Annotated in this window: 12 protein-coding genes and 1 pseudogene; 9 read left to right on the top strand and 4 right to left on the bottom strand. The window is 74.4% G+C overall.

Going from position 1 to position 11,940, the window contains the following annotated elements; genetic code table 11:
• Positions 1 to 21 precede the first annotated feature (21 nt).
• Positions 22 to 1,296, top strand: a complete 1,275-nt coding sequence (locus ACOBQU_RS19720) for an MFS transporter (protein ID WP_423628656.1) — start codon at positions 22 to 24, stop codon at positions 1,294 to 1,296.
• Positions 1,297 to 1,337: 41 nt separating this feature from the next.
• Here the strand turns inward: ACOBQU_RS19720 and ACOBQU_RS19715 are convergent, their stop codons facing one another.
• Positions 1,338 to 1,847, bottom strand: a complete 510-nt coding sequence (locus tag ACOBQU_RS19715) for a carboxymuconolactone decarboxylase family protein (protein ID WP_423628655.1) — start codon at positions 1,845 to 1,847, stop codon at positions 1,338 to 1,340.
• Between the two features lie 41 nt (positions 1,848 to 1,888).
• On the opposite strand from ACOBQU_RS19715, the gene ACOBQU_RS19710 reads away from it, so the two are divergent.
• Positions 1,889 to 2,482 carry a GntR family transcriptional regulator gene (locus tag ACOBQU_RS19710; RefSeq protein ID WP_423628654.1) on the top strand — a complete coding sequence of 198 codons (594 nt, stop codon included), beginning with the start codon at positions 1,889 to 1,891 and terminating at the stop codon, positions 2,480 to 2,482.
• Positions 2,479 to 3,506: pseudogene (locus ACOBQU_RS19705) on the top strand (PLP-dependent aminotransferase family protein). The gene ACOBQU_RS19710 and the pseudogene ACOBQU_RS19705 overlap by 4 nt, the downstream one beginning before the upstream one ends.
• A 4-nt stretch (positions 3,507 to 3,510) precedes the next feature.
• Here ACOBQU_RS19705 and ACOBQU_RS19700 read toward each other — a convergent pair.
• On the bottom strand, positions 3,511 to 3,936 hold the full coding sequence (locus ACOBQU_RS19700) for a cupin domain-containing protein (protein ID WP_423628653.1): 426 nt from the start codon (positions 3,934 to 3,936) through the stop codon (positions 3,511 to 3,513).
• Positions 3,937 to 4,043: 107 nt separating this feature from the next.
• Positions 4,044 to 4,490, bottom strand: coding sequence for a winged helix-turn-helix transcriptional regulator (locus ACOBQU_RS19695; protein ID WP_423628652.1), 447 nt, complete (start codon positions 4,488 to 4,490; stop codon positions 4,044 to 4,046).
• 117 nt (positions 4,491 to 4,607) lie between these two features.
• On the opposite strand from ACOBQU_RS19695, the gene ACOBQU_RS19690 reads away from it, so the two are divergent.
• Entirely contained in the window at positions 4,608 to 5,417 is an 810-nt protein-coding gene (locus ACOBQU_RS19690; RefSeq protein WP_423628651.1) for an NAD(P)H-binding protein, read from the top strand.
• A 199-nt stretch (positions 5,418 to 5,616) separates the two neighbouring features.
• Here the strand turns inward: ACOBQU_RS19690 and ACOBQU_RS19685 are convergent, their stop codons facing one another.
• Complete coding sequence (locus tag ACOBQU_RS19685; protein ID WP_423628650.1) at positions 5,617 to 6,132, bottom strand: ATP-binding protein; 516 nt, start codon at positions 6,130 to 6,132, stop codon at positions 5,617 to 5,619.
• Between the two features lie 302 nt (positions 6,133 to 6,434).
• Between ACOBQU_RS19685 and ACOBQU_RS19680 the strand changes: the two genes are divergently transcribed.
• The 5 genes from ACOBQU_RS19680 to ACOBQU_RS19660 all read left to right on the top strand — a co-directional run bounded on the left by ACOBQU_RS19680 (position 6,435) and on the right by ACOBQU_RS19660 (position 11,935).
• Positions 6,435 to 7,295 (top strand): hypothetical protein, encoded by an 861-nt coding sequence (locus ACOBQU_RS19680; RefSeq protein WP_423628649.1) that lies wholly within the window; start codon positions 6,435 to 6,437, stop codon positions 7,293 to 7,295.
• Positions 7,296 to 7,585: 290 nt separating this feature from the next.
• A complete protein-coding gene (locus tag ACOBQU_RS19675; protein ID WP_423628648.1) occupies positions 7,586 to 8,338 on the top strand; it encodes a YcnI family protein in 753 nt (250 codons plus the stop codon).
• 96 nt (positions 8,339 to 8,434) lie between these two features.
• The gene (locus tag ACOBQU_RS19670) at positions 8,435 to 9,208 is read left to right on the top strand and encodes an SCO family protein (protein ID WP_423628647.1); all 774 of its coding nucleotides are present in this window, start codon (positions 8,435 to 8,437) and stop codon (positions 9,206 to 9,208) included.
• Positions 9,205 to 9,858: a copper chaperone PCu(A)C gene (locus tag ACOBQU_RS19665; RefSeq protein WP_423628646.1), complete on the top strand. Its 654-nt coding sequence runs from the start codon at positions 9,205 to 9,207 to the stop codon at positions 9,856 to 9,858. Before ACOBQU_RS19670 ends, ACOBQU_RS19665 begins: the two co-directional genes overlap by 4 nt.
• A gap of 16 nt (positions 9,859 to 9,874) precedes the next feature.
• Positions 9,875 to 11,935 carry a copper resistance CopC/CopD family protein gene (locus tag ACOBQU_RS19660; RefSeq protein WP_423628645.1) on the top strand — a complete coding sequence of 687 codons (2,061 nt, stop codon included), beginning with the start codon at positions 9,875 to 9,877 and terminating at the stop codon, positions 11,933 to 11,935.
• Positions 11,936 to 11,940 lie beyond the last annotated feature (5 nt).

Here is an 11,940-nt window from a genome sequence, read left to right as displayed (position 1 = left end):
CCCGTTCCTAGTGTTCCGGGCATGACGACTTCCCGTCTCCTTCCCGGCCGCGGCCCCCTGCGCCTCCTCGCCCTCGCCCAGCTCAGCAACTCCGTCGGCGACGGCGCGTACTACGTGACGTCCGCCCTGTACTTCACGCACGTCGTCGGGCTCGCCCCCGCGAAGATCGGGCTCGGGCTGACCGCGGCCTGGGCGGTGGGCTCGGTGGTGGGCGTGCCGCTGGGGCGGTTCGCGGACCGCCGCGGGCCGCGCGGGACGGCCGTGCTGCTGGCGCTCGCGACCGGCGCGGCGGTGGCGTCCTTTCTGGTCGTCCGCGGCTTCGTGCCGTTCGTCGCCGCCGCGCTCGTGTACGCCACGGCCCAGTCGGGGCTCGCCGCCGCGCGGCAGGCGCTGCTCGCGGGCCTGGTCGGCGCGGCGGAGCGCACCGGGGCGCTCGCACACCTCCAGTCGACGCTCAACGCCGGGCTCGCGGTGGGTGCCGTGCTCGGCGGTGTCGCCCTGCACCAGGGCACCCGGACCGCGTACCTGTCGGTGTTCGCCCTGGACGCGGCGGCCTTCGCGGTGTGCGCGGCGGTGCTGTGGCGGCTTCCGGCCGTCGCGCCGGTGGCGGCGGGCGGGGGCGAGCGGCTCGCCGTGCTCCGGGACCGCCCGTACGTGGCGGTCGCGCTGCTCAACACCGTGCTGCTGCTGCGGATGCCGCTGCTCAGCCTGGGCGTTCCGCTGTGGCTGACCGAGCGCACACAGGCGCCCGCCTGGCTGGTGTCGGCGCTGTTCGTGCTCAACACCCTCGGCGTGATGGCCTTCCAGGTGCGCACCGCCCGATCGGTGTCCGGGATTCCGACGGCGGTACGGGCCGTGCGCCGGTCGGGGGTGCTGATGCTGGTGAGCTGCGCGGTGTTCGCACTGTCGGCGCTCGACGCCGGGGCGTGGGCGGCGGGCGGGATCCTGGTCGCCGGGTCCGTGGTGCTGCTCGCCGCCGAGATGCTCCAGTCCGCCGGGTCCTGGCAGCTCGGCTTCGACCTGGCCCCGGCCGGGCGGATCGGCGAGTACCAGGGCCTCTTCGGCACCGGCGTCACCGTGGCCCGCACCCTCGGCCCGCTGGTCCTGACCGCGCTCCTGGTGGAGTGGGGCACTCCGGGGTGGCTGGTGCTCGGCGGGATGATCCTGGCGGCCTCGTACGCGATGGGGCCCGCGGCGCGCTGGGCTCAGAGGTCCGCCGGGACTACCGGAACTGCCGGGACCGCCGGGACCGCCGGGGCCGTCGGACGGGCGGTGTCCGGCCCGTCCGGCGGCTGAGGACGAGGCCGCGGGCCGATGGACGGCCGTGCGGGGCGCGCTCAGCCCTGGCGCTCGTCCGTCCCCGCGACCTTGGCCGTCGCCAGGGCGATCCGGTTCCACGTGTTGATCGCGAGGATCAGGGACAGCACCTGCGCCAGCTCGGCGTCCTCGAAGTGCGCGGCGGCCTCGGCGTACACGGCGTCGGGGACGCCCGCGTCACAGAGGCGGGTCACGGCGTCCGTCAGGGCGAGCGCCGCCTGCTCCTTGGGCGAGAAGAAGTTCCGGGCCTCGCGCCAGACGGCCACCATGTGGAGGCGGTCCTCGCTCTCGCCCGCCTTGCGCGCGTCGTTGGTGTGCATGTGCAGGCAGTACGCGCAGCCGTTGAGGTGCGAGGCACGGATCTGGATCAGCTCGACCAGGGCCGGGTCGAGGCCGTCGCGGGCGGCGGCGTCCAGGCCGATGACGGCCTTGAAGACCTTCGGCGCGGTCTTCGCGAAGTTCAGGCGGGGGAGCGGCTGGCGGGTGGCGGCGGCGGTCTCGGCGACCGTGGTGTCGTTCGTCATGACCATGAATCTAGGCAGCGGAAAGACCTTGGGTAGGGTGCATTTCCATGGCGGATTCACGGGTCAATTCGGCGTCACGGATCACTTCTGCTTCACGGATCACTTCTGCTTCACGGATCAATTCGGCTTCACGGGTCACTCCTGCGGACGGCGCCGCCCCGGGCGCGGGCGCCGACACCCCCACCACCCCGGGCACCGACACCAGCCCGGCCTCGGGCACGGGCACCGCCACCAGCACGGCCCCGGGCACCAGCACCGGTGCCGACCTCCACCTGGACCTGTCCCCCACCGGCAGCCGCCGCGCCGCCGTCATCCGCGCCCTGCGCGACGCCGTCCGCTCCGGGCGCCTCGCCCCCGGCACCCGCCTGCCGCCCTACCGCTCGCTCGCCGCCGACCTCGGCGTGGCCCGCAACACCGTCGCCGACGCCTACGCCGAACTGGTCGCCGAGGGCTGGCTCACCGCCCGCCAGGGCTCCGGCACCCGGGTCGCCGAGCGCGCCGCCCCGCCCCCGCGCGTGCGCGTCCCCAAGCGGGCGCCCAGCCAGCGGCACGCGCCCCCGCCGCACCCCCTCGTGCAGGGCCAGCCCGACGCGGGCTCCTTCCCCGCACCGCCTGGCTCGCCGCCGCCCGGCGCGCCCTGACCGCCGCGCCCAACGAGGCCTTCGGGCCCGGCGACCCGCGCGGCCGGGCCGAGCTGCGCCGCGCGCTCGCCGACTACCTGGCGCGGGCCCGCGGGGTGCGCACCGACCCGGAGCGGATCGTGGTCTGCTCGGGGTTCGCGCACGCGCTGCGGCTGCTGTTCGGCACCGCCACCGGCACCGGCGTCCTGCACGGCCCCCTCGCCGTGGAGGCGTACGGGCTGCCCTTCCACCGCTCGCTCCTGGAGGCCGCGGGCGTGCGGACCGTGCCGCTGGGCCTCGACGAACACGGCGCCCGCGTGGAGGAGTTGGCGACCGCGCGCGAGCAGGCGCGCGCGGTGCTGCTCACGCCCGCGCACCAGTTCCCGACCGGCGGCCCCCTGCACCCCGCGCGCCGGGCCGCCGCCGTCGACTGGGCCCGTACGCACGACGGGCTGATCCTGGAGGACGACTACGACGGCGAGTTCCGCTACGACCGGGAGCCCGTCGGCGCGGTGCAGGGCCTGGACCCCGAACGCGTCGTCCACCTGGGCTCGGTGAGCAAGAGCCTGTCCCCGCCGTGCGGCTCGGCTGGCTGGCGCTGCCCGAGCACCTCGTGGACGCGGTCGTCGCCGCCAAGGGCGAGCGGGAGGCCTGGGCGAGCGTCCTCGACCAGCTCACGCTCGCCGAGTTCATCGAGTCGGGTCAGTACGACCGCCATGTGCGCCGCATGCGGCAGCGCTACCGGCGCCGCCGCGACCAGCTCGTCGCCGCGCTCGCCGAGCGCGCCCCGCACATCACCGTCACCGGCATCGCGGCGGGCCTGCACGCCGTGCTCCGGCTCCCGCCCGGAACCGAGGCGTCCGCCGTGAAGGCCGCCGCGTGGCACGGCGTCGGCCTGGAGGGCCTCGGCGACTACCGGCACCCGCGGGCACCGATGACGGCGCCCGACGGGCTCGTGGTCGGCTACGCGACGCCCGCCGAGCACGCGTACGCGGCGGCCGTCGACGCCCTGTGCCGGGCGCTGCCGCCCGCCGCGGACGCCTGAGCCCTCAGGCCCTGGGCACCTCCTGGAGCTGGTACAGCTCGGGCACCGACACCTTGATCGGCTCCTGCGTGGTGCGGGCGATCACGACGACCACGGGCTCGTCCTCGGAGGGGTTCTCCTCGCGGTGCGGGACGAACGGCGGTACGAGGAAGAAGTCGCCGGGCGCCCCGGAGACCCGTACCTCCTTCTCGCCGTCGTGGTAGACGAACACGGGGTGCCCGCTGACCACGAAGATCCCCGCCTCGGAGTCGCCGTGGTGGTGGTTGTCCGTCATGCTCAGCGGCGGGTTCTCCACCCGGCCCATCCACAGCCGCCGGGAGCCGACGGTGCCGCCGCTGAGGGCCGCGTAGCCGTCGAGCTGGTCGGAACGGACGTGGTGGACGCGGTTGTTGAGCGGCGCCTTGGCTTCCGTGGCCGCACTAGGGGTCATGACAGGGCCTCCTGACGGTGTGTCGCGCACCTCTGACGTGACCCCAGGCTGCGCCCGCACCCCATCGAGCGGCAATCGTTGTTGCCGGATCGGCAAAGCGCTCGCCGTCACCGGGAGCCGTCGGCGCCCTCGCGCGTCCCGGCGGCCGCCGTGTCGTACGCCGCCCGCGCCGCCGCGATCGCCGGGCGGTGCTCGATCGACCAGTCGGCGAGGGACTTGATGAGGTGCGTGAGGCTGTGGCCCAGCTCCGTCAGCTCGTACTCGACCTGCGGCGGGATCGTCGGGTACACCGTCCGCTTCACCAGGCCGTCGCGCTCCAGGCGGCGCACGGTCAGGGTGAGCATCCGCTGCGAGATGCCGCCGTGGACGCGGCGCTGGAGCTCCTTGAACCGCAGGACGCCGCCCGCGAGTTCGACCACCACGTACACCGACCACTTGTCGCCGAGCCGGTCCAGGACGTCCCTGACCCCGCACTCGTCCTGCGGCGTCTCGCACCTGACCACCGGCTCCCGCACCGGCTCAGGGGTGGTTACCGCCATGTGCCCCGCTGACATCGAAGTGCCTCCTTACGCGATCACCCGCCGTTGATCACGATGGTTCCGTACCGGGCGGCGCCCCAGCGGCCCCGCCCGTCGTTCACGGCAACCGCTCACCACGGGGGGATCGTTCCCATGCTCATGATCACCGGAGCCACCGGCGCGCTCGGCACGCTCATCGCCGCGAAGCTGGCGGACCGCGACGACGTCGTCGTCGGCACCCGCGGGCCGGGGCCCGGACAGCGCCGGATCGACTTCGACGACCCGGCGTCCCTGGACTTCACCGGCGTCGACACGCTGCTCGTGATCTCCGCGGGCGCCGCCGAGGACGACGTGGTGACCGCCCGGCACGAGAACGTGATCACCGCCGCCGAGAAGGCGGGCGTCGGCCACCTCGTCTACACCAGCCTCAGCGGCGACGGCGACCACCTCGCCTACGCCCTCGCCCACCGCTGGACCGAGCGCAGGCTCGCCCGCTCCTCGCTGAACTGGACCGTGCTGCGCAACGGCCTGTACGCCGAGTTCCTCGCCGCGATCGCCGCGCCGGGCCCGGACGGGACCATCGCCGCGCCGCTCGGCGGGGGACGGCTCGCCGCGGTCGCCCGCGAGGACCTGGCGGACGTCGCCGTGCGCGTCGCCACCGACCCCGCCGCGCACGCGGGCCGCACCTACGAACTCGTCGGCGAACAGGCCCTGGGCGGCGCCGAACTGGCCGCCGCGGTCGGCGGCTCGTACGAACCCGGCGCGCTCGCCGCGACCCGCGAGGCCCTCACCGCGGCCGGTGACCTGCTGCCCTTCCAGGTGCCGATGCTGCTCAGCACGTACGCGGCGATCGCGGGCGGCTTCCTCGACGGCACGTCCGTGGCGGACAACCGGCTCCGGGCGCTGCTGGGGCGGGAGCCGAGGTCGGCGCTCGACGTGTACGTGGCGGCGGTGCGCGGCTGACGCGGGGGCGCGCTGCCGCGCTGCCGCGCTGCCGCGGGGGCGCGGGCGGGGGCGGGTCCCGTGGCGGAGTGGGGCAGGGCCAGTGGCGGGGCGGCCCCGGCGGCGGGGCAGGGCCGGTGGCGGGGTGAGGGCGGTGGCGGGGTGGGGCGGGTCCGGTGGCGGGCGGGACCGGTGGCGGGGTGGGTCCGGTGGCAGGGTGTTACGACACCATCAGCGGCGCGTCCTCGCGCCACTTGAGGATCTTGTCGAAGCTGATCACCGCGCCGCCCCTGCCCGGCCTGTTGCGGAAGTGCACGTGGTCCGCCAGCTCGTGGATCAGACACAGGCCGCGCCCGCTCTCCGCGGTCTCCGGCGGCGGGGCCGGGACGGGGGCGGGCGCGGGGGTGCGGCGCCGGGCGCGGCGGCCGCGGCGCGAGCGGCCGGGCGCCGCGGTCCTGGCCCGCCCCGGCGGGAAGCCCGGCCCGGAGTCCGACACCTCGATGCGGCACTTCTCGCCGTCCAGATACGCCGTGACCCGATAGGCGCCGGGGGCCGCTCCGGGGCTGGAGCCGCCGTGCTCCACCGCGTTCGCGCAGGCCTCGGTGAGGGCGAGGGACAGGTCGTACGACACCTCGGGGTCGACGCCCGCGGTCTCCATCGTGCCGATGAGCAGGCGGCGGGCGAGCGGGACGCTCGCGGCCTCGCGGCGAAGCTGGAGGGACCACCAGATGCTCATGCTCCCGCCTCCTGGCTTGCTCCAGCCTTCCGGCCGCGGCTCGACATACCGATACGTATTGCCGCGAGTGCCCTGCCATAAGCCCCCAGTTGACGTGATGCCGCCCATACGGCGGACGCGGCCCAGGGCATGTCCGGTGTAGCAGGACAACGACAACAACGACAACAACGACAACAACGACAACAACGCACCAAATCGCGACAAGGGGCGCCCGGCGCGGCGGATCGGGTGGTTCCGGTAGGCGGGGAGCTTGTGGACCTGCCGTATCGGTGAGGGCGGCCCAGTGCGATGATGGCCCGGCCATGACTGCCCCCCACCAGCGCCAGGCGCGCGCCGGAGCCGACCTCCGGCTGCTGCGGGCCGCGACGTTCGCCGCGGTCTGCGTCGTGCTGTCCGCGGGGGGCCATGTGCTCGCCTCGTGCGCCGCCGTCCCGCTGTGGACGCTCGGCGTCGGCTTCCTCGCCGTGCTCGCCGTCGCGGTGCCGCTCGCCGGACGCGCCCGGTCCCTTCCGGGCATCGCCGGGGCGCTCGCGGCCGGACAGCTCGGCCTGCACGCCCTGTTCGGGCTCGGCCAGCACGGCACGGCCATGGCGGCCGCCCCCGCGGGCGGCACGGACGCCGCGTCGCTCGTCGAGCGCGCCGCCCGGATCGTGTGCGGCGCGAGCGGGGCGACCATCACGCCCGTCCAGGCCCGGCAGATCATCGAGACCGCGGGCGGCGGTGGTGCCGGAGCCCACGCGGTCCACGCCCACGCGGGCACCGAGGCCGCCGGGCACGCCACCGCCATGGGCGGCATGAACGGCCTGAACGGCATGGACGCCATGGCGGCGCCCGGACTGCTGCCGTCGCTGCCCATGCTGCTCGCGCACCTCCTCGCGGCGCTGGCCGGTGGCTGGCTGCTGCGCCGCGGCGACCTCGCGCTCGCCCGCCTGGTGCGGCTCTCCGCGCACGGCGCCCACGAGGTCGCCCAGGGGGCGCTCGTACGGTCGCTGCGCGCGGCCCTGACCCTGGTGCGCGCCCTGCGTGCCGGGCTCCCCGGCGCGCCCGCCACCGGGCCGGTGCGTGCCGAGTGCGCCCTGGTGCCGCCGAAGCTCCAGGCCGCCACGCTCCAGCACACGGTGATCCGGCGCGGCCCGCCCGCCGCGCTCGCCCTCGCCGCCTGACGCGGACCGCTCCCCGACGCCGTACCGCGCGCGTACGCACCCAGCGGGGTGCCCACCACGGGAACGTGCCCGGCACTCCCCGGCACCTCGGCGTACGCACGCCCCGTACCGCACGGCCTCCCGGCCTTCGGAGAAGCACCGCGTGGCGCCGTCGCATCCGCTCGCGCACCGGGCCCTGGGCCCGCCGCGCCGCGACACCTCCGTGACGTCCGAAGCCCCGTACGCCCGGCTCTGGCCCCCTCGGGCCCGGCCGCCGTACCCACCTGCCGAAAAAACTGGAGCATTCCGCCATGAAGTCCCTGACCCGTGCCTCCGTCGTCGTAGTCGGCGCCGCCGCCTCCGCCGTGCTGCTGTCCGCCCCCGCCTTCGCGCACGTCAGCGTCAGCCCCGAGGGCCAGGCCGCCAAGGGCGGCTACGCCACCGTCAACTTCAAGGTCCCCAACGAGCGCGACGACGCCGCCACCGTCAAGCTGGAGGTCACCTTCCCGGCCGACCACCCGCTCGCGTCCGTGATGCCGCAGCCCGTACCCGGCTGGAAGGCGAAGGTCACCAAGGCCAAGCTCGACAAGCCCCTCGAGATCCACGGCGAGAAGATCGACGAGGCCGTCTCCAAGGTCACCTGGACCGCCGACGGCAAGGGCGTCGAGCCGGGCTACTTCCAGAAGTTCCCGCTCTCCCTCGGCCAGCTGCCCGAGGACACCGACCAGCTCGTCTTCAAGGCCCTCCAGACGTACGACAACAAGGAGGTCGTCCGCTGGATCGAGCCGCAGCAGAAGGGCCAGGACGAGCCCGAGTTCCCGGCGCCCGCGCTGCAGCTCACCGCCGCCTCCGACGGCCACGGCGCCGCCGCCGACGACGACAAGGCCGACGACGACAAGGCCGCCAAGGCCGGGGCCGAGTCCGGCGGCAAGGAGGAGAGCGCCTCCGGCGACAGCGACAGCAGCGACACCACCGCGCGCACCCTCGGCATCGTCGGCATCGTCGTCGGCGCCGCGGGCGTGGCCTTCGGGGTGTTCGCCAGCCGTCGCCGCGCCGACGGCTGACCCGCTCCCGGGCGCGGCGCCGGGCGACCGGCCGGGCACCCGGCCCGGCCGCGACCCCGGCGCACCCCGGCCCCCTCACATCTGGGACATTTTCGTATGCGCAAGTTCAGCAAGCTCAGCACGCACAGCACGCACAGCGCCGTCGGCCCCCTCCGCCCGGTGGCTCCGAAGGCCGCGCGGACCAGCGCGCGCCGGACCACCGTCGCGGCCGCCGCCCTGCTCGCCGCCGCGGGCCTCACCCTGACCGCCTGCGGCGGCGGGAACGGCGACGGGGACAAGAAGAAGCCGGTCGTGGAGGTGTCCACCGAGGCCGAGGCCAAGCAGGCCGCGACCGTCCTCGACACGCCCTTCAAGAAGCCGGACCTGGTCCTCACCGACACCCACGGCAAGAAGTACGACCTGCGCGAGCGGACCAAGGGCAAGCCGGTGCTGCTCTACTTCGGCTACACCAACTGCCCGGACGTGTGCCCGCTGACGATGAGCAACATCGCCGTCGCCAAGAAGGACCTGCTGCGCAAGAAGGCCGTCACCAAGGCCCAGCTCGACCAGCTCCAGGTCGTCTTCGTCACCACCGACCCCGAGCGGGACACCCCGAAGGAACTCGGCAAGTGGCTCAAGGCCCAGGACCCCGAGTTCATCGGCCTGACCGGCGACTTCGCCACCATCCAGGCCAGCGCCCGCACCGTCGGCATCAGCATCGAGCCGTCCAAGAAGCTCAAGAACGGCAAGATCGAGTCGATGCACGGCACGCAGGTCGTCGCGTTCTCCCCGAAGACCGACGCCGGATACGTCGTCTACAACGGCCAGGACACCCGGGCCGAGGAGTACGCACAGGACCTCCCCAAGATCATCAAGGGACAGAACCCGTGAACCACCGCACCACCCGGCGCCGTCTGCTCACCGGCAGCGCCATAGTCCTGACCGCGGCCCTGGCCCTGACGGGCTGCTCCGACGACAAGGACACCAAGAACCCCGCCGACGCCACCGCCGCCGCTGACAAGCCCGACCTCAAGGTCAGCGGCGCCTACGTGCCCGTTCCCGCCATGGCCGACATGGCGGGCGGCTTCTTCACGCTCACCAACAAGGGCGCCGCCGACACCCTCGTCTCGGCGTCCAGCCCGCTCGCGGGCAGCGTCACCCTGCACGCCACCAAGGGCTCCACCATGAAGGAGCAGAAGTCGTTCGCCGTACCCGCGAACGGCCAGCTCGTCTTCGCGCGCGGCGGCAACCACATCATGCTGGAGAAGCTGAAGCGCAAGCCGAAGCAGGGCGACACGGTGGAGGTCACGCTCCGCTTCGAGAAGTCCGCGCCGATCACCGTCGAGATGCCGGTGAAGCCCGCGACGTACAACCCGAAGGCGGGCGCGAAGACGCACATGGCCCAGGAACAGCACGCCTCGCACTCCGCGAACTCGTCGCGGGAACCGTCGAGGGAGCCGTCGCGGGAGCCGTCGCGGGACTCGTCACAGCACTCTTCGCAGCACTCTTCGCAGCACCCGTCGCAGCACTCGTCGCACTGAGGGGACTGAAGACCTGATGCGCACCACCGCTCCCCGCCCGGGGCCCACCGGCCTCGGACGGCTGCTGCTCGTCGTGACCGCCCTGCTCGGCACCGTCCTCGGCGCCGTCCTGGCCACGGCGGCGCCCGCCGACGCGCACGCCGCGCTGACCGGCAGCGACCCCAAGCGGGGGTCGGTGGTCGCCAAGGCACCCGAGCAGGTCTCCCTGACCTTCTCCGAGAAGGTCGCCATGTCCGACGGCTCCGTCCGGGTCCTCGACCCCAAGGGCAAGCGCGTCGACGACGGCAAGACCAGCGACCTCGGCAAGAACACCTACGGCGTCAAGCTCAAGCCCGGCCTGCCCGACGGCACCTTCACCGTCGCCTACCAGGTCGTCTCCGCCGACAGCCACCCCATCGCCGGGGCCTTCACCTTCTCCATCGGCGCCCCGTCCGCGACCACCGTCTCGCTGCCCGACCAGGAGGTCGGCGGCGGGGTCGTCGGCACGCTCTACGGCTTCGCGCGCTATGTGTCGTACGCCGGTTTCATCGTCGTCGTCGGCGGCGCCGCCTTCGTCCTCGGCTGCTGGCAGCGCGGCGCCGGGGTCCGGCCGCTGCAGCGCCTCGTCGTCTCCGGCTGGCTCGCCCTCACCGGCGCCACCCTCGCCATGCTCCTGCTGCGCGCCCCGTACACCGGCTCGGGGAAGCTCGGCGACGCCTTCGACCTCGCCAAGCTGGGCGACGTCCTCCAGACCAAGACCGGCGCGGCGCTCGTGTCGCGGCTGCTGCTGCTCGCCGCCGCCGCGCTGTTCATCGCCGTGCTCTTCGGGGCGTACGAGCGGCGCGAGGACCCCAAGGAGAAGCGGGACCTCGCCTTCGGCCTGGCCCTCGGCGGCGGGGTCGTCGCCATCGGCATCGCGGCCACCTGGGCGCTGGCCGAGCACGCCTCCACCGGCATCCAGGCCGGGCTCGCCATGCCCGTCGACGTGCTGCACCTGCTGGCCGTCGCCGCCTGGCTCGGCGGGCTCGCCGCGCTGCTGCTGTGCCTGTACCGCGCGCCGCACATCGACGCGGCCGCCGTGCGCCGCTTCTCGCAGGTCGCCTTCGGCAGCGTCGTCGCGCTCGCCGTGACCGGGCTCTACCAGTCGTGGCGGCAGGTGGGCTCCTGGACCGCGCTCGTCGAGACCGGGTACGGACAGCTCCTCATGGTCAAGGTCGGGCTGGTCGCCGTCCTCGTCGGCATCGCCTTCTTCTCCCGGCGCTGGACCGGGCGGATCGCCGCCGAGGCGGGCGGCCTTGCGCCCGAGGCGGCGGCAGCGGCGGTGGTGGAGCAGCGGGCCGCCGCCTCCGCCGAGGCCGCCTCCACCAAGAACGCATCCGCCAAGAACGCCAAGGCCGCCTCCACCAAGAAGAAGAAGCCCGTCGCGCTGGCGCACAGCTCCAAGGCGGGCGTCTCCGCACGGACCGACGCGGACGGCGGCAGCGGCAACGACAAGAAGAGCGGCACCGACGCCAAGGCCGTCGGCCAGGACGCGCGGGCCGCTCAGCTCGCCCGGCAGCGGGCCGCCATGGACGCCGCCCGCGCCAAGCGCGTCCGCGACGCCGACCCGCACCGCTCGGGGCTGCGCCGCTCGGTGCTCGCCGAGGCGGGCGTCGCCGTCGTTCTGCTCGCCGTGACCACCGCCCTGACCAGCACCGAACCGGGCCGCACCGAGGAGGAGGCGAAGAACGTCTCCTCGGCGGTGCAGCAGCCCGCGGGCCCCGTCAAGGTCTCCCTGCCGTTCGACACCGGCGGCCAGGACGGCAAGGGCACCGTGCGCCTGGAGCTGGACCCGGGCCGCCCCGGCGGCAACGACGTCCACGTCTTCGCGAACCGGCCCAACGGCAGCGCCTTCGACCTGCCCGAGGTGAAGATCTCCTTCACTCTCAAGGCCAAGGACCTCGGCCCCCTGCCGGTCGCCCCCGACCGCATCGCCACCGGACACTGGAGCGCGAGCGGCGTACAGATTCCCATGGCCGGTGACTGGAAGGTCGCGGTGACCGTCCGCACCTCCGACATCGACCAGGTCACCCTCACCAAGAACGTGCAGATCGGCTGAACCAC

Origin of the sequence: Streptomyces sp. G45, assembly GCF_049542095.1 — a bacterium.
GTDB lineage: Bacteria > Actinomycetota > Actinomycetes > Streptomycetales > Streptomycetaceae > Streptomyces.
This window is presented reverse-complemented; position numbering and strand designations above follow the sequence as displayed.